This is a genomic window from Lactiplantibacillus sp. YT640 (genome assembly GCF_049745435.1).
In the GTDB taxonomy this organism is placed as follows: Bacteria; Bacillota; Bacilli; order Lactobacillales; family Lactobacillaceae; genus Lactiplantibacillus; species Lactiplantibacillus plantarum.
The window spans coordinates 1-20,001 of record NZ_JBMNVY010000014.1; the positions used below are offsets into that span (position 1 = coordinate 1).

A 20,001-nucleotide genomic window follows, 5' to 3' on the forward strand; every position below is an offset into this window, starting at 1 on the left:
AGAAATTCTAAAGCGACAAATCGTCCGGTAGGACGGAATTTGGTCGGCAATTAACCACCCAGCTGGCTTGTTTTCACGGGCAAACTGTTCAATTTTACGACTGCTGAAAATGCCATAGCTGTACGCTAAAAGGACCAGTTTTAACATGGTACCGAGGTTATATTCCCGCGGACGGCCAAACTGGTAATCATATTTTAGTTTTAAACTCTCAACAAGCTGGTTGATGTAACGAGCAGAATGATGCTCTTCTGGTTGGTAATCCAAGGCAATACTCAAAGTGGTTTGATTCATGTTATAATAATCTTGCATATTAGGAATGTCCTTTCGAGGATAATTTCATAGAGTATCGGGTGCGACCGATGCTCTTTTTTTATTTTCTATTATATCAAAANATTCATGTTATAATAATCTTGCATATTAGGAATGTCCTTTCGAGGATAATTTCGTAGAGTATCGGGTGCGACCGATGCTCTTTTTTTATTTTCTATTATATCAAAAACAGGTCTGGAAAAATCTTCGGATTTTTCCAGACCTGTTTTGTTTCTAGAGACTTATGTCACAGCCTCTCAAACTATTTTCCAAGGGTTGCCATAATCGGAGAGAAGTTGCCACGACTTGCTGCTACCTTTTCAATTATCGTTGTAGCTGGTAAATATTTGCGCAAAGTTCGTCCACAAGTACCGAACCCCACCATAAATTTATCACTGATAAAAACAACTCGTTGATATGATCGTTGAAGTTGCTTCAAAAAAGTAACTACCGGGCGAGGTAAATCTGCATACCAGATTGGCGATACTAAAATTAACATACTGGTATCCATTTTAAGTTCAAGCGGCCTAATTGGAACCTCAACATGCCGAAACCGTTCACGCTTTGCCTGCGTAGTTAAAGCAGCATAACTAGTCGGATAGGCGTTAACTGGTACGATTGGTGTTGCAGTGATTGTATAATAAGCAGCAATTTTTTTAGCTAAGCGTTCATTATTACCACTATTTGAAAAATAAACGACCTGCGCGTTCACTTTGATCACCTCACTGTATTACGACTTACCAAGCGACTTTCCCAGATTCACTAATCAGTAGACCAGAAGGACCATCTGCAGGTAAAGTTGCCAGTTTAATCACAATTTTTGCGCCTTCCGCGACACTACGTGGGGCATTAAATCCGTTTAAGTCCGTGGCAGTCCACCCAGGATCAGCCACGTTTACCTTAATATCAGTATCGGCTAATTCGCGAGCAAACATCACCGTCAACGCATTGACGCCGTTCTTAGATGCAGCGTAAGCCGGGTTAATTGGTGCACCTTCAATAGGATGACTTTGCCATTCTAAGGAACCAACCGAAGAGGAGAGGCTGACAATTCGACCAGCATCAGACTTCCTGATCAATGGCAGCATAATTTGAGTAACTACGAAACTCCCAAAAAAGTTGGTATCAAATGTTTTACGCAGAACCTCTTCACTCACGGTACTTGGTAGTACGTCGTCCGCCATGGCAATGCCAGCATTGTTAATTAATACATCCAATTTATGGTACATCTTATTAATTTGACCAGCTGCGTTTTGAATCGTATAGCGCTGAGTAACATCGATTTGAAGGGTATCAGCAGTAATATCCATTGCTTTTAGTTTATCCACTGCGTTTTGTCCACGCTCTAAGTTGCGACTACCGATTAACACCGTGTAGCCCTGGGCACCTAATTCTTTGGCAGTTTCAAATCCAATTCCACGGTCGGCGCCCGTAATCAAAGCGACTTTTCCATTTGATTCAGTCAATATCAACCAATCCTTTCTTCGTCATTTGAGTTGGTTACTTTTTATTAAAGGTTTTCTTTAAAGAAGGCCGCAGCCTTTGCAACTGCTTGGTCAACGTATTCTGGTTTGTCATACAAATCAACGTGAGTGGCACCTTCAATGGTAAATAGTTCCTTATTCTTTGAAGCCGCTTTTTTAAGTAAGTCTTCAGAGAAACGTAATGTGTCGGCATTAGTACCAGCGATCATCAAAATCGGTTGCGTCAAATAACGATCAGCAAATAGGAAGGTTGAGAAATCCGTCATTTTGTCAATTGACATCATTGATACTTGGTTAGTTGAACGTGGGTGTTGACCACGGGCCGTCCGGTAATATTCGTGAGCCTCTTCCAAAGTATTAGGCATACCCTCAGTGACTTCTTCTGGAACAAAGGTGCCATAAATTGGGTCAGCGCCATTAGCTTCACGAGTCCGTTGGTTTGAAGCCTCTTCTAGTAGTGCCAATTGTGCATCAACGGGACTTTTACCATCAAATCCGTCACGAATCCATGATGCTGGATCACTCATACTTGCAACGGCAACGGCCTTAATGCGACGATCCGTCATGGCTGTGTGCATCGAATAACCGGCACCAGCGCATACGCCAAACTGACCAATCCGCTCATTATCAACGTAAGGCAAGGTTGTTAAATAATCGATAGCGCACTTAATATCTTCTACACGTTCATAAGGTGCTTCTAATTGACGAGGATTGCCGCCACTTTCACCTTGATGTGAAGTATCAAAGGCTAAGGCAATAAAGCCGTACTTAGCTAATCTTGAACCGTAGTTAGTTGCAATTTGTTCCTTCACAGCTCCAGCTGGCGATGCAACTGGGAAGGCGGCATATTGTTTAGTTTCATCAAAGTCATCTGGGAAGAATAAGATACCAGCCATATCGTGTTCGTTATTCTGAAAAGTCACTTTCTTTTGCATCATAATATCTCCAGTCATTTTTAGTAGTATGCGAATAAAAGATTGTGAAATTTAGCTCTATAATAAACGAATAGCCGTTCACTATAGGAGCGAAATGAAAGTGCTATTTTTTAATAGCACTCCAGGCTAACCTAATCAAGGCTTCAATTCTTTCCTCGGTAAAACTTGATTCTCCTCTAAAATAACGCTTGGCTAATTCGGTAATTGGCGGCTCAATATAGGCAAATAATATATCATTGTCCACATCTTTAAATGTTCCCTCCTGTCGGCCGCTTTTAACTATTTGATACATGGGCGTAAAGTAGTTGCTTGCTTCCTGATCATCAAATTCACTCATATAAGGTGAATTCGTAAATTGCTGCAAGAAGAGAAAAGCATCTTTATTATTCACAATATAATCAATATAGTTACGAATAACCTTGGCAAGACCAGTTTTTGCATCACTATCTGTCGTGTCAGAAAACATTTGGGTACTCATTTTCTGTTTAGTATCCAAGTATAACTTCTTCAGCATATCATCTTTATTCTCAAAATAGATATAAATTGTTGAAGCTGAAACACCAGCATGCTTAGCAATTTTTGACATTGAGGTTGATGAAAAGCCGTCTCTATTTAAAAGCAGAATTGTTGCTTGATAAATCGCTTCTTTTTTGTTGTTATCTTTGTATCGCATGTCTTTTATAATAAACGTCTATTCGTTTATAGTCAAGCCTAAAGTTTAAAAACTTTATATCATTTCTGATTGCAATTGCAAATCATGCATCTAGAGAGTAGCTCAAAAGATTTAGATATAAACTTCTACAACTTTCTAGAAAATCATTTTACAATATGTCAATGCAAACTTAATACTCACGTACTTCAACAATACCATGGGGCTCTTTTCAGACCACATTTAACTCAGGTTGAATGCCAGTATTCGTTAACAAATGATTGCAAGTTTCAAATTAGACTCAAACCCCAAAAAGTCCACCAGCACGTACCGTGACCACGAACAGTTGCCTTTTTAATGTCATTTTATGAGTGGCTCTGCGTTTCAGTCGGGACCAACTTCGTAAATTCATGTAGAAAATCTGCCGTCTTCTTACCCGGGAACTTGGTGCTTAATAGACCATACGGTACTGTTACGGACGTTTTCAGCGGTACTGTAACTAAATTCGGATGAATTCTTTTCCACGGCGTAAGCGAAATCATTGCGATATTCTCCTCAACGGTCTCATTAAACGTATTGATGTCATAACGCCCGCTAGTATCAATTGGCTGAATACTAGGTTCTGCCGCCAACATTTCACTCCGAACCAGATCATTTTTCTCACTAATTCCCGTTGACACCATCAGAACTTTACGATGCGCAAGGTCACTGTACATGATTTCATCCAACTGGGCTAATGGATTATCACTACGGACAGCAATTCCAAAGTGATACGCTCCCAACTGTATCGCACTAAAGGACTGCTTCAAAGTTGTGCTATCGAACGTCCCAACGATTAAATCACTACTCCGACCAAGCATCGCATACTCACGATTTCTCGAATTCAAGTCTTCCTGCAATTGAACTAATCTAATCTGAAATTTAGGCATCTTTGGTGCCAGTTCTTTCCATAATGACATGAAGGCATCAGCAGGATGTAGTAAGGAAGTTCCCAACAAAATCAGTTGCTTATCGTCTGAACGGACCCGTCGCGTCTCTTCAATGGCCGTGTTTAGTAAATCGAGCAACTGTTGCACATACGGTTGGAACTTCTTACCCTGTGGTGTGAGTTGGACCCCGGTCGCAGTTCGGACGAATAGTTTTAGGTTAAGCTCCGCTTCCAGCCGGTTGATCTGTTTCATCACCGCAGTACCCGATATAAAACTCTGTTCCCCCGCCTTCGTAAAACTACCATACTCACTAACTCGTAAAAACGTCTGTAATTGATTAAAATCCACAACGGTCACCTCCTAGCCTTCTAGTATAAACTAAAAGTTAATACTAAGCTAACTAACGGATTCTTCTCAGGAGGCACGTTGCTGGCTATACTAGTCATTGTAGTTGAGGCACAGCACATCAGAAACGAGATGATTAATTGAACAAAAAGTTTATGCAAACTATTTTTCAAATTATTGTTACCGTCGCTGCACTTGTCGTCATCGTCTATGCAGTTCAGCAACACTCACCAACCACCGACAAGTCTAACCAAGCCACCAAGCAACAGACAAGTGTTACCCATTCGGACAACTCGCATCTGACCGAAGCGGATGTCGTTGGTGTTTGGATCAATCACCACAACAAAGATATTCACCAACAAATCACTTTCACTGCGGATCACAAGTGGAAGGAGAACCAACATCACGTCACTAATATTTATTCCGGTACTTGGAAAATTATTGGGCACAATCAAATTTCACTATCACCCTATGGTGAAAAAATCCAGCTTTCCGGTCATGATTTTTCCACAATGGACGTCTTAAATTACCATCACATTTTAAATAAACAAAAAAATTAATCAGGAGGAAACAAATATGTCAGTAAAAAACAAAGTTATCGTTATTACAGGAGCCTCATCGGGTATTGGCGAAGCAAGTGCCAAATTGTTAGCCAGCCATGGTGCCAAAGTTGTTTTAGGTGCACGGCGTGAACAACGCCTACAGAAATTAGCCAATAAAATCCAGCAACAAGGTGGGCAAGCCACTTACCGCGTAACGGACGTGACTAAGCCTGAAGACTTAACAGCGTTAGTTGCTTTAGCAAAGCGAGAATTTGGCGGTATTGATGTCATTTTCAATAATGCCGGTATCATGCCGACTTCACCAATCAGTGCACTAAAAACTGATGAATGGAATGCCATGATCGATGTGAACTTAAAAGGTGTTTTGAACGGTGTCGCCGCAGTAATGCCTGATTTCACCAATCAAAAGTATGGTCAAATCATTACGACATCTTCAGTAGCTGGGCTTAAGAGTTTCGCTGGTTCCGGCATCTATGGTGCAACTAAATTTGCAGTACGCAATTTAATGGAAGTAATCCGCATGGAAAGTGCTCAAGAACACACCAATATTCGGACCACCAGCCTCTATCCGGCAGCTATCAACACTGAATTATTGCACACCATTACCGATACCAATGCTAAGCAAGGTATGAATAAATTATATGCATCCGTCGGTATCACCCCAGATGCAGTGGCCCGTGTCGTTGACTTCGCAGTTGCACAACCAGATGACGTCAACGTCAATGAATTTACCATTTACCCGACAAAGCAAGGCTAATCGATGACGACAATCCACGATCAATATTAGAAAGCAGCGATTCATGAATGGAACGGTCTATCAATAAAGCGACGATTTATCACAGTCTAGTTTTAAGCCTAATAATCATTCAGTTACTAAGCTTAATTGTCCCCGTCAACTTGACGCTATTAAATGCCGTGCTTGCAATCGGGGTCTCAATTCTCGGAATTCAAAGCTTAAGCCGCTCTTTTCAAGTCGCGACATTGATCTTTTTCATTGCTGGGTTGGGACTGCTAAGTACTACGGGTTTATCAATCAACGGTCTAGCCATGGCAATCACTTCAATGGTCGATATCGTGGTGTTACTAGTTGTTATGCAACTTTTCTTAATCCCTGTCACCATTGGCAACTACCAAGCTACTGTCGAAGCATTCATGCAAAAGCACATTCGTGGCCCCAAACAAACCTTCACCTTTGTCATGATTGTCACGCACCTACTATCAAGTATTCTCTCCATGGGGACCGTTGCCATTGTCCTATCAATTCTAGGCGACAGTATCAAGCGCCAAGTCAAAGACGCCACCCGTTTTTCGGCAACAGCCGTAACCCGTGGATTTACGCTCGGCACATTATGGGCACCTGGAGCAGCAACAATCTTTCTAATCAGTACCGTTACTAAAGTCGGGTGGACCCAATTATTCATACCATGCCTGATTTTAGGCCTGTTAGGATTATTGCTAGCGTATTTGATGGAATATAACCAACCGTATATGCGGATTCAGCCCGTGACAACCAATACTAAGCAGCAGACTCGTTTTACCGAACACGCATCACTTGTCAGTTTAGTGGCGGCCGTTATTGCCCTACTAATACTCAGCTTTGTTTTAATGGAAAGCAAAGTCGTAAGTTCAATGAACGCTGTTACACTTTCCGGTTTACTAATTGTCCTGATTTGGGTCACGGCATTAGGGCTCAAGCCGACTACGGGCCAAACAGCCTTCAAATTTGCACTAAAAAAAGCTAGCCTTGATTATTGGCAACACGGAATTGCAAGCGGTGCAGCGCTTGCGCCGTTCTTTGTTGGAATCGGTACGTTCACGTACGGTTTTCAACATTCCACTATCAGTAGCGAACTAACCCACGCGTTAGCACCAAGCTTTGCTCACCTTGGCTGGTTATTGATCGTTTTAATTCCCATTATTGTCGTATTGGTTTCCCTAATTGGCATTCACCCACTAGCATCAGTAGCACTAATTGGCAAGATTATTATGACCATGCACATTGCCCTTTCACCACTATTAATCGCATTGAGTCTGAATATCGGAAGCGTCGTTGCATACATGTTATCACCGTTTGCAGGTATCGTCATGATTGTCGCGACCCTGTTACATGTCAGCTCAGCAACTGTCTCGGTACGTTGGAATTGGCAATTTTGCCTCATCTTCCTCGTACTTAGTTTGGGCGTAGCAACTTTATTAAGTCTTATTTTTTAAAAGAGAGGTTCTTACAATGAAAAAAGTTATTTTATTAGGTGCTACCAGTAACATTTCAAAATATTTAATTCCACGCCTACTTGCAAAAAACGATGTTGAACTCACACTATTTGCTCGTCAAGCTACTCGACGGCTTCATCAGTACGCCGCCCAATCGCAGGTTACCCTCACGAACGGCAATTGGAATAATTCCGCTGATCTTACGGCGGCAATCGCGGGTCAAGATATCGTTTACTTGGCAACGGGGCATTTCACCACCGCCAATCAAAATGTTGTCGATGCGATGAAGCAAAATGGTGTCGAGCGCCTAATTGTCGCAGGTGGTTTAGGCATTTACGATGAAGTCGCTGGTAAATTTGGTATTTGGAATGCCCAAATGATGGGTGATTATACTGAAATCAAGCGAGCTGCTGCCGTGATTGATAATAGTGGACTGAACTATACATTTTTAAGAATGGCCTGGCTATATAATAATGACCAGCATACGGACTACAAGGTCATTCCTCAGGGGATGCCATTCAAAGATACGCAGGTGACACGCCAAGCCGTTGCTGACCTGATTACTGAAATTATTCACAATCCCCAATTATATCAGCGAAGTAGCATTGGCGTCGCTGAACCCAATACTGCTTGGAACAAACCTGGTTTTTACTAGGAGGTCGGTTTAATGCAAATTAAAGTTGATTTAGACGATGGCTTTTTACCACTAATCTATACCAGTAACGCGAACGTCAAACACTCAGGCCAACCGATTCTATCGTTTCCAATTGAAATCAAATCAATTCCTGCAATAACGACTGCGTTTGCTATTTCGCTCATTGATTACGACGCCGTCCCACGAACGGGTTTTCCGTTCATTCACTGGCTCGCGACCAATATTCCTGTCATGGCAGAAATCCCAGCCGATTTCAGTCGTAATTTTGAGGGCCCCCAAGGTCAAAACTCATGGATGTCACGCTTTTATCAGTTAAACGATTCGTATTTCGCCGATCACTATGCCGGACCGAATCCACCTGATCAGCCTCATCGATATACACTATCCGTATTTGCACTCAAGCACAACTTGCCGTTGAATAACCGCTTCTATTACAACGACTTCCGTGAACAACTAGTGGGAAACGTACTAACAAAAGCCGAGCTTCAAATTTTAGCCCACAATTAATTTTAAATGAAAGGTGTTTTTAACAATGAACAATAATGAAAATAGCGTCCAACACGGCATTTTTGCAATGGGAGATTTAAACGTTGCTTTTCAACAATACTTTACCGGTAAAAGTTACCACAACGCTCTAGTGAAAGACGAGCAAGTCAACGTAACTGTCAGCAACGTCAGCTTTGAACCCGGAGCCCGTAACAACTGGCATATCCATCACAATGGCTATCAAATCTTATTAGTCACTGGTGGCGAAGGCTGGTACCAAGAAGCCGGGCAACCGGCACAGCGATTACATCCTGGTGATGTGGTGATCACCCATGACGGTATCAAACACTGGCACGGTGCTACTAAAGATAGTTGGTTCAGTCACATTGCCATCACTGCAGGCACACCAGAATGGCTATCACCCGTTAGTAATGACGAATATAACGCATTGGCTTAGGAGGTACTAGATAATGAAGAAAATGAAGATAACAGCCAACGACCGCCACTTCACAGCAAATTTGGAAGAAAATGCCACCACCGCAGCGTTACTTTCACAACTACCACTAACACTGCCGATGCTCAACCTTTATAACCGTGAATTGACGTATCGTTTTCAGCAGGCACTCCCTGCTAACGAGGCACACACTACTGGCTATGCAGTTGGTGATATCGCCTACTGGACACCGCGACACAGCTTAGTGATTTTTTATGAGCAAACTGGCGAAGTGATTAGTAACCTTCAAAAAATTGGTCACATTAATGCTGGCGATTTGAAACAATTCCGTTCATCAAGAAATATTAAAATGCAGTTTGAAGAAGATTAATTAAGGAGAGAAAGTCATGTTCAATTTTACAGATAAAGTCGTTATTGTTACAGGTGCACGCACGGGAATCGGCCTGAGTGCTGCCACTCTATTCGCCAAAGCAGGTGCTCACGTCATTTTAGCTGGCCATCATGAACCTAAAGACGAAGCCCAACAGCTAGTCGATCATGGCTACTCAGCCGTTTCATTCAAGTGTAACGTCGCTGATCCCAAAGACGTCGCCGGAATGGTGAAATTCGCAGTTGCTCAGTTTGGGCACCTCGACTATGCTTATAACGATGCTGGGATTCAAAGTCCAGTCACCGATACCGCCGATCTATCGGTTGAAGAATATGATCATGTCATGGATACTAACTTAAAAGGCATGTTTCTCAGTATGAAGTACGAATTACGACAGATGCGTGCTCAGGGAACACCAGCCGCAATCGTAAACTGTTCTTCAATGGGTGGTCTCGTTGGTATTGCTGATCGAACTGCCTACCACGCTTCAAAGCACGGCGTCTTAGGCCTGACAAAGAGTAGCGCCTTAGAATACGCTGACCGGAATGTTCGGATCAACGCCGTGTGTCCAGGAATCATTGATACACCAATGGTTGCCCGAATGGATGATACTGAACGACAGGAGATGGACGACCTAGTCCGCGAAATTCCCATGGGGCGTTTAGCTAAACCAGAAGAAGTCGCTCAAGTCGTGCTCTTTCTTTGCAGTGATGCTGCCAGTTACATGGTTGGTCAAGCCGTCGCTGTTGACGGTGGTTACACTATTCACTAATACGAGGAGGATCAGAATGACCAAGGTTTTAATTTTAGGGGCTAACGGTCGAATTGCGCGGATTGTGGAACAACGACTCTTAGCCGAAACTGACGTCCAGTTGACACTAGTCTTAAGAAATGCAGGGCGCCTACTAGTCACTTCACCAGAACGAGAAACGGTTATTCAAGGTGATGTCAGTGATTCACAGCTACTAGACACTGTTATGCCTAATCAGGATATCGTCTATGCAAATCTAGCCGGGAATATGGCATTATTGGCACAGACCATTATCACGTCAATGAATCGCAATCATGTGCCCCATCTTATTTGGGTCACAGGATCCGGACTCTACCACGAAACCCCTAATCCATTTGGCGCTTGGGTCGAACAGGTAGTCGGTCACGCTGCTAAAAACGATACGCGACATGCGGCCAGAATAATTGAATCATCGGATATTCCTGCTACAATTATTCGTGCGGCCTATATGACCGACGATACCAAAATTGACTATGAACTGACTTACAAAGGTGAACGCTTCAAAGGAACCATGATTTCACGCGCTAGTATTGCTGATTTAATCATGAAGATTATTGCTGAGCCAACAGCATACGAAAATACCAGCCTTGGTATTTCTCAACCGGGCACTGATAACATGTTGCCACAAGTCAAATTGATGGCTCAGCATCGCTAAATGTGAACATTTAAAAGTAATCAATTACACCTAACCCGCTTCAACAATCATCCATAATTAATAAAACTGGCTGCTAGACACTTTAAACCGTGTCTAGCAGCCAGTTTTATCTGATTCAATTATTATTAATATACTCAGCCACCGTTTCAAAACAACGTGGCACTTATTGCCCTGCCGTACTTTCCTGCTCCAACTTAATCGTCAACAATTCCGGGTCTTCATTGACTAACGCTTGTAGACGTGAAAATAGCATCAGCAACCAGCCAAACGAAATCGCAAAGGCTTGAATCTCAAATGCCGTCAGCGATGGATACCCAAACCAGCGAAAACCAAAGTTGAGTAGTAATAGCACCACGCCAACGCCGTATGAGAGCCACAGAAAATCTTTCGTCACGGCTGGTAATAGCCACCGCACCCCCACAATCAACAAGACTAACAACGTGACCAAGCCACCAGCAACTAAGTCATGTAACCAGTGAAACGTCAGGTTGTTAGGAAATAGCCCGACCGCCCCGAAATCGACAGCGGTCAACGTCAACAATATCCGCAAGGTTGACGTTCGCCAAGTACGCGGATAAATTCGACTAAGTGAAACAAATAGATAGTCAATCAGAACGACCATCAATAACGCCGAAAAAATCAGTGTCAAGTTGAATTGCCAGGCATTTTCAGCGGCATGCGTCCCTAAAAAGCTTAAATTATGCTGCCACCATCGCCGTTGACCATTGGCGGCCATTGAGATAACACAGCCACTGACAATCACCACCGTTAAAATCGTTGATAACGACCGCGCATTTATCGTCAACGCAGCGCTAATCATGAACGCATCCGCAAAATACGTAAACAAGACCAGTAGCAACATAGATGTAAAGCGATCGAAGATGACATCTGGAAATAATAATTCTAATACCCAGAAAGCCCCGACCAGCGCAAAGGCTAAGATCATAATAAACGCAATCGTAATAACTGGAAAGTTCCGCCAATAAATATGGCGCGAAAATCGATTTTCTGGATCATTACGCGTTTTTAAGAAAAAGCCGACAAATAGCACTGCGCCGGTAACCACACCGGCCACAATCGTCAAACTCCCGATTGATTGCGCACCTGTCAGTGGAACTGGTCGCACTTTTTGAAACCACCAGTACCCGTAACTGGCTAACCCCGATAGGATTGCAACCAACAGCGGCCAGATTATCAAGTATTGCTGCCACTGTGGTTGACGTGGCTTAATCTTCTCTAAGACTAGTGCGTCATTGCGCACCTTTAACTGTAACTGATCATCGCGATCAATCCCGGCTCGTTTTAATGCTGAGACTGGGATTGAAACCCGCACTTGTTGCTCTTGCCCTGCCATGTCCGACTCCTTATACTTTCATTACTCAAAGACCATCTGATTACGATACAGTTCCGCATAGAAGCCGTTTGCCGCTAATAAATCATGGTGGTTCCCCTGTTCAATAATTTGACCATCCTTCAATACAACGATTTTATCGGCATTCAGGATTGTTTTCAAGCGGTGAGCAATGACAAAGCTGGTTCGCCCTTGGATGACGTTGTCCATTGCGGCTTGAATATTGGCTTCCGTCACCGTATCAACGTTCGAAGTCGCTTCATCCAAAATCAGCAACTTGGGATTTGTTAAAATCGTCCGGGCAATTGACATCAACTGCTTTTGACCGGCAGAAAAAATACTCTGTTCGTCGGAAACGCGCGTCTGATAGCCATCTGGCAGGCTCATCACAAAGTCATGAATATTAGCCTGCTTCGCCGCATCGATGACCCGATCCATACTAGCCGTTGGGTCCCCGTAACGAATATTATCCGCAATCGTGCCCGTAAACAACTGGGGTTCCTGTAAGACAATCCCGACATTTTGCCGTAGCACCTGGAGATCAAAGTCTTGAATATTCACCCCATCAAACGTAATCGCACCACTATCAACATCATAGAAGCGATTCAACAAATTCATGACCGTCGTTTTCCCCGAACCAGTTGGGCCAACGAGTGCCACCATCTCACCGCGGTGCACATGGATCGACACGCCATGCAAGATTTCTTTACCTGGTAAGTAACTAAAGCGCACATTATCAATCAGTAATTCATCATGAATCCCGTCGAGCGCTTGACCGTTAGCGGGGCTCACTTCATCCGGTTGATTACGGACTTCATCGACCCGCCGTGCACCAGTAATCGCTAACTGAATCATACTATATAAACTAGTCAATGACATAATTGGCTGGTAGTACTGTTGGGCGTAGTTAACGAACACCACGACCAGCGCCAAAGCTGCTCCAGTCGACATACTCCCATTCAGCGCTAACCATGAGCCAAAGAAGATGACAATTGCCGTGTTAAGCAGTGACATCCCTTGCATCAGTGGATTCAAAATACCTGACCAGATTTGACCCGTCAACGCTGACTGGCGAACCTTACCATTATACTGATGAAAGCCTTTCAAGGAGTCCTGCTGTAAGCCGTTGGTAATCAAGACTTTTTGACCGGTAATTTGTTCATTGATATAACCATTCAGTTGACCGATATCATCCTGTTGTTGGTTCACCGCGACGCCAGCCTTGTGCATGACAAACGCCGCGATAATTAATGCAACCGGCGTAGAAGCCATCGTCACCCACGCCATCGTAGTGTTTTGATTAAACATCACAATTAGCAGGCCAACAAACTGAGCCACGGCTAATAAAATTTTCTAGCAAGGCTTGATTCATGGCATTAAAAATATTATCTAGGTCAGAGGTGAACCGAGCCAGAATATCCCCGTCACTATGCGTATCAAAGTATTGAACCTTCATCCGTTGCATCTTCCGAAATAGGCCTACCCGCATTGTCCCGGTCGAAAAGGCCGTCACGCGTGCTAAGATCAAGCTCGCAATAAAAATCGTGCTAGCATCACCGACATACAACAAGACGTAGATGATCAGGGTCCGGTTGAACGGTTGCAAGCTTGCTTGTGCCCGAGTCGCTTGATTCGTCCACTGCTGCAAGTACTGCGTCAGCTCCTCCACGGCTCGTCCCAGATAAGTCGGTGCGACCACAATGCACCAAGTCGAAAGGGCAATCAGAATCACACTTAGTAAGAAGCCTAACCAGTAGCGTTTTAAATAGTGCCAGTAATATTTACCAGCATTGCGTAAATCACTCATGTAAGCCCTCCTCCCGTGCTTTTTGCGTTTGGTAAATAGCGCGATAAATCGCACTATCTTGAAGCAATTCGTGGTGAGTCCCCTGGCCCGAAATGCGACCATTATCTAACACTAAGATTTGATCCGCACGAATAATTGAAGCAATTTTTTCGGCAATGACCACGGTCGTCGTTGACTTCAACTCGCGATCCAAAGCTTCTTGAACAAGTTTTTCTGAACGCGCATCGAGTGCCGAAGTCGCATCATCTAAAATCAAGATTTCTGGATTGGCAATTACGCCACGCGTAATCGCTAGTCGCTGCTTCTGACCACCCGAAAAGTTCTGTGACCGTTCTTCCACGGGGGCATCGTACGTCTGTGGCAACCGTTCAATGAATTCCGCAGACTGCGCAATATTAGCCGCCCATTGCATGTGACTAGGCTGGGCGTCCGGCTTAACTTGCCGTAAGTTACCCGCAATCGTGCCAGAAAATAACGTGGACCGTTGTAAGACATAGGCCACCGTGGATCGAAGGGCTTTTTCTGGTAAGGCCCGCACATCAATTCCACCGATGGAGACCGTCCCACTATCCGGATCATACAAGCGCGCAATCAGCTGGGCCAACGTCGTCTTACCAGATCCAGTGGCCCCAACGATTCCCAGCATGGACCCTGCTTTTACCGTAAAGGTCACATCTTTTAGCGTTGGCTGCGCATCTCCCGGATAAGTGAAGGTTACGTGGTCAAAGTGAATATCACCAGCTACGGGCGCCGCGTCGCCATCAACGTAGGTCATACTTGGTTCGGTAGTCATCACTTCGCCGATTCGACCAAGTGAGATGACGGCCCGCGACGCAAAAGTCATGAGAAATCCCCCGTTGATCACGGCAAATAAAATCTGCATTAAATAAGAAATAAAACTCGTAATAGCTGCTAAATAGGCCGGGTGCGTCGTAATCGTTTGACCGACCAAGTAAACGGCAACCCCGACCGCCACGTTGGCCGTCAAAAAGAACGCTGGCATTAGAATAGCGAACCAGTACCCAATTTTAGCGGTCACAGCGGTTAATTCATCGGATGTGGCCGAAAACTTTTTGATCTCGTTTGGTTCTTGAACAAACGATTTAACAACCCGAATCCCCATTAAGTTTTCGCGGGCAACCGTATTGACGTTTTCAATATCTTGTTGCGTTTGTGCAAAGTATTTAGTCATTCGCCGCACCGCAATCAGTGCGACCCCTAAGATTACCGCCATCATGACAACAATGACCCACCACTGCTCAGGCATCGTCATCACAGCGAGAATCAGTGCCCCGATGAATAGTAATGGAATCCGGGTAATCTGCTGAAAGCCAGCCATCACAATCTGTTGGACTTGATTAATATCGTTCGTCATTCGTACCACTAAGTTGGACGGTGAAAATTTTTCCACGTCAGCGTAGGCTAATGACTGGACCTTAGCGTATAGGTCAGCTCGCAAGTCGGTCGCCACACCAAGGGCCACCCGGGCTGCGTATATCGTATTCACGATCCCACCAATGATTCCCAGTACGGCCAAACCAAGCAACATCAGCCCTTCACGGAATACCGTAGCCTGATCATTCTTGATAATGGCTTCCATAATGACTTGCAATAATCGCGGTTGCCATAACGTCGCAAACACTAAGACGATGACCGACAGCATCGCAATCCAGACGTCTAGTCGATACCGCTTAAAATATGGCATCAAAATCTTCATCAATCGTTCCTCCTCATAATTGTGGTCTCCTGTTTAGGGTACCTGAAATTAACAGTCAGGACAATCAATATATCATATCTTTTGCAAAATCAGATTACGATGATAATAATTCAGTATATGTGCGAGAAATAATGAATACGATGTTCGGTTATATCCCACCTAATAACGTCATTCAGTTATCGCAGACTTTATAATAAGAATTAATATTAAATAAGGGGTCCCAACTTCTAGTAATAATCAATGTTCCTAATACACCTCACGCCCCATAATTTATTGATCTAACTCATTGCGTGATTGCCACTAATCTTCTTATTTGATGATACACTAACGATAGCACCTGACTAACAATCAGAAAGGAAGATTCTAATGACCCTTCAAGCACAACTCATGCAACAACTCACGGCGGCGGAGCCGGAAATGATCAAGATTCGTCGCCACTTACACGCCCACCCCGAGATTTCATTTCATGAAGAACAAACCGCAGCCTACATCAAAGCGTTCTATCGTGAACTGGGCGTCTCAACCACCGCTTATGGTGATGGGTACGGCTTCGTCGTCGACATCGATAGCGGTCACCCTGGACCTCAGTTAGCATTACGCGCTGATTTTGACGCCCTCGCGATTCAAGAAGACAACCACTTATCATTTAAATCGCAAAACGCCAATGTCATGCACGCCTGTGGCCACGATGGTCATACTGCTTATCTCATGGTACTGGCGAAGACCTTACTCGGGCTGAAAAATCAGCTACGTGGTCGCGTCCGCATTATCCACCAACCCGCTGAAGAAGTGTCACCGGGTGGTGCTAAGGGTATGTTGGCTGCTGGCGTCCTAGACGGCATCGATAACGTCATTGGGCTGCATGTGATGAGTACCATGCCGACGGGCTCGATTGCCTATCACTTAAATGCGACGCAGACCGGGCGGGCTAATTTTACGATCACCTTCACGGGTAAAGGTGGGCACGCCTCGATGCCCCACCTCTCAAACGATGCAATCGTTGCTGGAAGTTACTTTGTAACCGCCTTACAAACCGTTATTTCCCGCTGGATTGACCCATTTGATACCGGCAGTGTCACCATCGGCTCATTCGACGGCGTCGGTTCCTTCAATGCGATCAAAGCGCAAGTCACCCTCAAGGGCGATGTACGGATTATGGACGAAACCACGCGCCAGACAATCCGTGACCAGATTATTAAAATTGCGAACGGTGTCGGGGCGACTTTCGGTGTCCAAGCTGCGCTTGATTACGATGATAATTATCCGGTACTCATGAATGATGCAACCCTGACACAGCGCGTCATCACCAGTATTCAAGCTGCTCAGATTCCAGAAATTACTAAAATATTCGACTGCGGCCCCCAAGACCCCTCGGAGGACTTCGCCTATTTTGCACAAGCCAAACCCAGCACCTTTATCTATGCCGGCTGTCAACCAGCTCCGGGTGAGTCCCACCCGCACCACAGCCCTGATTTTATGATGAATGAAGACTGTTTACTAATTGCAGCCAAAGCGGTGGGAACGGCAGCGCTGGATTACTTAATGAACGCCTCATCAGATCATTAAACACACTAAAGTGGCTACCTTGAATGTATCCATCCAAGGTAGCCACTTATGATTTATTCAAGCCAATCAGGAATTAACTTGCAGTGAACACCTAATTAATCACGCCGCCACCAGTCACGCCATAAATTTGCGCGGTCACATAGCTCGCGTCGTTAGAAGCTAAAAAGACGTACACTGGTGCCAGTTCTGCGGGTTGTCCCGCTCGTTTGAGCAAGGTGTCTTGGCCAAATTTCGGTAGCGCCTCGATTGGCTGGCCTTGATCTAGTTGTAAGGGCGTCCAGATTGGCCCGGGAGCAACGCCATTGACCCGAATCCCCTTTTCGGCCGCTTCGGCTGCTAAATTAATCGTAAAGTTCTTGATGGCCGCCTTAGTCGCAGCATAATCTAATAGATGACCACTCGGCGCATAGGCTTGAATCGAAGTCGTGGTGACGATGCTACCGCCAGCGGGCATCTTTGGCAAGGCCGCCTGAGCCAACGCAAACATCGCGACGATATTCACTTCGAAGGTCGCACGCACCTGTTCGATCGGCAGCTTAGCCAGTGAAGGTTGTGAAATCTGTTGCCCCGCATTTAGGACAAGGGTGTCGATACCACCAAATTCAGCGATTGTCCGGTCCACGAGGTCGGTCACAACGTCAACATCCTTGAAATCACAAGGTAATAATAACGCTTGACGGCCCGCAGCGCGCACTAGTTCGGCAACCGCCTCAGCATCCGGCTCCTCTCCCGGCAAGTACTGAATCGCAACATCAGCACCTTCCCGCGCAAAAGCAATCGCGGTAGCCCGGCCAATTCCCGAATCACCACCCGTGATCAAAACGCGTCGATTCAACAACTTATCATGTCCTTGGTAACTCTTCTCACCACAATCAGGTTCAGGACGCATCTTAGCTTGTAGTGCGGGCGTCTCCTGATCCTGCTTATCAAAGCCATCAGTCTTATATAAATAGCGTGGGTCACGTAATTCTGGTTGATTCATGAGATTTCCTCCTTCAAAAGAATACCCATAGAATACCGGAATTAGTTTTCGGATGATAGTTAAACGCACACTAAATAATAATAGTTACGATTAGATATTAGGCATAAAAGCTGTCATCGTCTTAACTCACTTAAATTGACGCTGCTTCAAAAAACGATAGGCAATTATTCCAACAACGCCGATCAAAGTGGCCCGTAATAACCAACTGACAGACCACCACGTCACTAACACTTTTATTAACGTCATCCCATCATTAATCGTCATTCGGCTGTTCCTCCGCTAATGTTGCCAATTGACCCAACTTCCGCTGAAAGTCTCGTTGCATGACGGGCTTCACTAGTGGCAACGGTAGCCAGCTCGGCGGTGTAGTCGTAAGGGAGACTTCTTCCTGGACCGCAGTTCGCTCGGCCAATGGCGTCATGGTGAACACAATTTCATATCCCAATTGGCCCCCCCTCACTGTGATAAACGACCTGGTCAGCGCCGACTGTAACCTGCAACTGTTCCGGCTGATCAAAAGCCGAACCGGACCGCTGTAACACGTACCCCGTCGCGGTTGGCTTGACCGTGGTAATGGCAGTCGCCCATGCTGGTAAGTTCAGCGGATCTGCTAGCAATGCTCGCACCGTTGCTGGAGTTGCCTGTGTTAATACTTGATTGGTAAATAATGCTGTTGTCATTTTATAACCCCCAATGTTCATCCTGACCCGGTCATCGTTATTACGGCCAACCACTCCAAATCAATAACGGACCGTTAGATCAAGTGCACATGTATTTAGTTGGTGATTATAAAATACACGGTGGGGACGCCAACATAAAATCAGAATACTGATAATTTACAGGCGGTCGTTAATTTGTTCTTTAAACAGGTCTTTGAAAACTTGTGACCGTTGACTGGCAACCTGCGCCGTGGCAGTCTCCCCCGCCGCCATTGCGAGTTGCGCCATCAACTGATAAATATTAGCCAGCATGTAGTGTGAATCGTGTGTAGTCGCAAAGGCCAACCCCTGCGTCAAACGGGCCACCGCCAACTGGGAATCATGTTGTTCATAGGCCACCAACCCAGCAAGGTAAAAAACAATGTTGGCATTTTCTTCATATGCACTCGCATCAATGTCAGCGAGTGCCCGGGTGACTAAGGCCGCGACTGGGGCTTGAGGATGGTGGTGCGCCTTAACGACGGCTAACGAAATCAAGGCCAAGCGTGTCAACGTTGTCGGCGGCGAGCTGGGAGCAGCCATACCAATTGCCAGCCGTAAATTTTGTTGTGCAGCATCCGATGTGCGATCAACCTGCCAACAGGCGACACCCAGATAATAATAGTAAGCCTGAGTCTGCTCATCCGTTTGAACATGTTCCAAAGTGGTTGGCTGTAATAGCCAATCCTTCAATTGCTGATACTGATGGGCATTGCACATCTGCCGAACGCGGTCATTAAACGCTTGCTCGGCACTGATCTCAAAATCGTCGGCTAGGCTCAACGTACTAACCGCGACCCCTAATCGCTGACACAGCGCCAGTAATAGCCGGGCATTCGGCACGTAGCGATCATTTTCAATTGCTGACAGCATCGATTGTGCACAAATTCCCCGGGCAGCTTGCTTTTGATTGAGTTGCTTGGCTTTGCGTGCCTGCTTTAACGCAGTTCCCAATGTCATGACCATTCCCCCCTAGATAGCTTTTGCTAATGAGTGTACTAAATTTCCCATATTAAGGCACTTAAAAAATACCATTCAATGCTGT

Annotated in this window: 21 protein-coding genes and 2 pseudogenes; 10 read left to right on the forward strand and 13 right to left on the reverse strand. The window is 45.0% G+C overall.

The genetic code is table 11. The features are described 5' to 3' along the window. From ACOV1R_RS09725 to ACOV1R_RS09750, 6 genes are all read right to left on the reverse strand, one after another. On the reverse strand, positions 1-309 hold a 309-nt coding region (locus ACOV1R_RS09725; protein WP_424743822.1), incomplete at its 3' end, for a transposase. 262 nt (positions 310-571) lie between these two features. Beyond that, the gene (locus tag ACOV1R_RS09730; protein ID WP_027822845.1) at positions 572-1,021 is read right to left on the reverse strand and encodes a flavodoxin family protein; all 450 of its coding nucleotides are present in this window, start codon (positions 1,019-1,021) and stop codon (positions 572-574) included. A 25-nt stretch (positions 1,022-1,046) separates the two neighbouring features. Continuing rightward, entirely contained in the window at positions 1,047-1,775 is a 729-nt protein-coding gene (locus ACOV1R_RS09735) for an SDR family NAD(P)-dependent oxidoreductase (protein ID WP_015380899.1), read from the reverse strand. 44 nt (positions 1,776-1,819) lie between these two features. Beyond that, positions 1,820-2,728, reverse strand: coding sequence for an alpha/beta hydrolase (locus ACOV1R_RS09740; RefSeq protein ID WP_027822843.1), 909 nt, complete (start codon positions 2,726-2,728; stop codon positions 1,820-1,822). Between the two features lie 103 nt (positions 2,729-2,831). Next, entirely contained in the window at positions 2,832-3,401 is a 570-nt protein-coding gene (locus ACOV1R_RS09745; RefSeq protein WP_027822842.1) for a TetR/AcrR family transcriptional regulator, read from the reverse strand. Positions 3,402-3,742: 341 nt separating this feature from the next. Then, positions 3,743-4,654, reverse strand: coding sequence for a LysR family transcriptional regulator (locus ACOV1R_RS09750; protein WP_027822841.1), 912 nt, complete (start codon positions 4,652-4,654; stop codon positions 3,743-3,745). Between the two features lie 137 nt (positions 4,655-4,791). On the opposite strand from ACOV1R_RS09750, the gene ACOV1R_RS09755 reads away from it, so the two are divergent. The 9 genes from ACOV1R_RS09755 to ACOV1R_RS09795 are packed head-to-tail and all read left to right on the forward strand — an operon-like array spanning position 4,792 to position 10,835. Then, a complete protein-coding gene (locus ACOV1R_RS09755) occupies positions 4,792-5,211 on the forward strand; it encodes a membrane protein (RefSeq protein WP_003643370.1) in 420 nt (139 codons plus the stop codon). Between the two features lie 16 nt (positions 5,212-5,227). Then, positions 5,228-5,971, forward strand: a complete 744-nt coding sequence (locus ACOV1R_RS09760) for an SDR family oxidoreductase (protein WP_003642284.1) — start codon at positions 5,228-5,230, stop codon at positions 5,969-5,971. Between the two features lie 47 nt (positions 5,972-6,018). Beyond that, a complete protein-coding gene (locus ACOV1R_RS09765; protein WP_003642285.1) occupies positions 6,019-7,425 on the forward strand; it encodes a hypothetical protein in 1,407 nt (468 codons plus the stop codon). 16 nt (positions 7,426-7,441) lie between these two features. After that, complete coding sequence (locus ACOV1R_RS09770; RefSeq protein WP_003642286.1) at positions 7,442-8,080, forward strand: SDR family oxidoreductase; 639 nt, start codon at positions 7,442-7,444, stop codon at positions 8,078-8,080. A 12-nt stretch (positions 8,081-8,092) separates the two neighbouring features. Then, positions 8,093-8,587, forward strand: coding sequence for a YbhB/YbcL family Raf kinase inhibitor-like protein (locus ACOV1R_RS09775; RefSeq protein WP_015380906.1), 495 nt, complete (start codon positions 8,093-8,095; stop codon positions 8,585-8,587). A 25-nt stretch (positions 8,588-8,612) separates the two neighbouring features. Continuing rightward, positions 8,613-9,023 (forward strand): cupin domain-containing protein, encoded by a 411-nt coding sequence (locus ACOV1R_RS09780; protein WP_003642288.1) that lies wholly within the window; start codon positions 8,613-8,615, stop codon positions 9,021-9,023. Positions 9,024-9,036: 13 nt separating this feature from the next. Next, entirely contained in the window at positions 9,037-9,390 is a 354-nt protein-coding gene (locus tag ACOV1R_RS09785; protein WP_003642289.1) for a cyclophilin-like fold protein, read from the forward strand. 16 nt (positions 9,391-9,406) lie between these two features. Further along, positions 9,407-10,162, forward strand: a complete 756-nt coding sequence (locus ACOV1R_RS09790) for an SDR family NAD(P)-dependent oxidoreductase (protein ID WP_015380907.1) — start codon at positions 9,407-9,409, stop codon at positions 10,160-10,162. 16 nt (positions 10,163-10,178) lie between these two features. Further along, positions 10,179-10,835: an NAD(P)H-binding protein gene (locus ACOV1R_RS09795; protein ID WP_015380908.1), complete on the forward strand. Its 657-nt coding sequence runs from the start codon at positions 10,179-10,181 to the stop codon at positions 10,833-10,835. 163 nt (positions 10,836-10,998) lie between these two features. Here ACOV1R_RS09795 and ACOV1R_RS09800 read toward each other — a convergent pair whose 3' ends face one another. From ACOV1R_RS09800 to ACOV1R_RS09810, 3 genes and pseudogenes are all read right to left on the reverse strand, one after another. Then, positions 10,999-12,189 (reverse strand): AbrB/MazE/SpoVT family DNA-binding domain-containing protein, encoded by a 1,191-nt coding sequence (locus tag ACOV1R_RS09800; RefSeq protein WP_003642293.1) that lies wholly within the window; start codon positions 12,187-12,189, stop codon positions 10,999-11,001. Positions 12,190-12,210: 21 nt separating this feature from the next. After that, a pseudogene (locus tag ACOV1R_RS09805) lies at positions 12,211-13,993 on the reverse strand (ABC transporter ATP-binding protein). Further along, positions 13,986-15,710 (reverse strand): ABC transporter ATP-binding protein, encoded by a 1,725-nt coding sequence (locus ACOV1R_RS09810; RefSeq protein ID WP_027822837.1) that lies wholly within the window; start codon positions 15,708-15,710, stop codon positions 13,986-13,988. Before ACOV1R_RS09810 ends, ACOV1R_RS09805 begins: the two are co-directional and overlap by 8 nt. Positions 15,711-16,076: 366 nt before the next feature. On the opposite strand from ACOV1R_RS09810, the gene ACOV1R_RS09815 reads away from it, so the two are divergent. After that, complete coding sequence (locus tag ACOV1R_RS09815; RefSeq protein ID WP_128484960.1) at positions 16,077-17,276, forward strand: amidohydrolase; 1,200 nt, start codon at positions 16,077-16,079, stop codon at positions 17,274-17,276. Between the two features lie 91 nt (positions 17,277-17,367). On the opposite strand, the gene ACOV1R_RS09820 is transcribed toward ACOV1R_RS09815, so the two are convergent. The 4 genes and pseudogenes from ACOV1R_RS09820 to ACOV1R_RS09835 form a co-directional block, all read right to left on the reverse strand. Next, a complete protein-coding gene (locus tag ACOV1R_RS09820; RefSeq protein ID WP_003644885.1) occupies positions 17,368-18,258 on the reverse strand; it encodes an SDR family oxidoreductase in 891 nt (296 codons plus the stop codon). Between the two features lie 126 nt (positions 18,259-18,384). Continuing rightward, positions 18,385-18,522, reverse strand: a complete 138-nt coding sequence (locus tag ACOV1R_RS09825; protein WP_003642299.1) for a hypothetical protein — start codon at positions 18,520-18,522, stop codon at positions 18,385-18,387. Beyond that, positions 18,512-18,938 (reverse strand): annotated as a pseudogene (locus ACOV1R_RS09830) (SRPBCC family protein). Before ACOV1R_RS09830 ends, ACOV1R_RS09825 begins: the two are co-directional and overlap by 11 nt. 156 nt (positions 18,939-19,094) lie before the next feature. Beyond that, a complete protein-coding gene (locus tag ACOV1R_RS09835) occupies positions 19,095-19,916 on the reverse strand; it encodes a helix-turn-helix domain-containing protein (RefSeq protein WP_015825933.1) in 822 nt (273 codons plus the stop codon). Positions 19,917-20,001: the final 85 nt, after the last annotated feature.

Bases quoted from the DNA above. Each gene is read 5' to 3' on its own strand.
- ACOV1R_RS09740 (WP_027822843.1), bottom strand. From the start codon at position 2,728: ATGCAAAAGAAAGTGACTTTTCAGAATAACGAACACGATATGGCTGGT.
- ACOV1R_RS09745 (WP_027822842.1), bottom strand. From the start codon at position 3,401: ATGCGATACAAAGATAACAACAAAAAAGAAGCGATTTATCAAGCAACA.
- ACOV1R_RS09760 (WP_003642284.1), top strand. From the start codon at position 5,228: ATGTCAGTAAAAAACAAAGTTATCGTTATTACAGGAGCCTCATCGGGT.
- ACOV1R_RS09765 (WP_003642285.1), top strand. From the start codon at position 6,019: ATGGAACGGTCTATCAATAAAGCGACGATTTATCACAGTCTAGTTTTA.
- ACOV1R_RS09770 (WP_003642286.1), top strand. From the start codon at position 7,442: ATGAAAAAAGTTATTTTATTAGGTGCTACCAGTAACATTTCAAAATAT.
- ACOV1R_RS09775 (WP_015380906.1), top strand. From the start codon at position 8,093: ATGCAAATTAAAGTTGATTTAGACGATGGCTTTTTACCACTAATCTAT.
- ACOV1R_RS09780 (WP_003642288.1), top strand. From the start codon at position 8,613: ATGAACAATAATGAAAATAGCGTCCAACACGGCATTTTTGCAATGGGA.
- ACOV1R_RS09785 (WP_003642289.1), top strand. From the start codon at position 9,037: ATGAAGAAAATGAAGATAACAGCCAACGACCGCCACTTCACAGCAAAT.
- ACOV1R_RS09790 (WP_015380907.1), top strand. From the start codon at position 9,407: ATGTTCAATTTTACAGATAAAGTCGTTATTGTTACAGGTGCACGCACG.
- ACOV1R_RS09795 (WP_015380908.1), top strand. From the start codon at position 10,179: ATGACCAAGGTTTTAATTTTAGGGGCTAACGGTCGAATTGCGCGGATT.
- ACOV1R_RS09800 (WP_003642293.1), bottom strand. From the start codon at position 12,189: ATGGCAGGGCAAGAGCAACAAGTGCGGGTTTCAATCCCAGTCTCAGCA.
- ACOV1R_RS09810 (WP_027822837.1), bottom strand. From the start codon at position 15,710: ATGAAGATTTTGATGCCATATTTTAAGCGGTATCGACTAGACGTCTGG.
- ACOV1R_RS09815 (WP_128484960.1), top strand. From the start codon at position 16,077: ATGACCCTTCAAGCACAACTCATGCAACAACTCACGGCGGCGGAGCCG.
- ACOV1R_RS09820 (WP_003644885.1), bottom strand. From the start codon at position 18,258: ATGAATCAACCAGAATTACGTGACCCACGCTATTTATATAAGACTGAT.
- ACOV1R_RS09825 (WP_003642299.1), bottom strand. From the start codon at position 18,522: ATGACGATTAATGATGGGATGACGTTAATAAAAGTGTTAGTGACGTGG.
- ACOV1R_RS09835 (WP_015825933.1), bottom strand. From the start codon at position 19,916: ATGACATTGGGAACTGCGTTAAAGCAGGCACGCAAAGCCAAGCAACTC.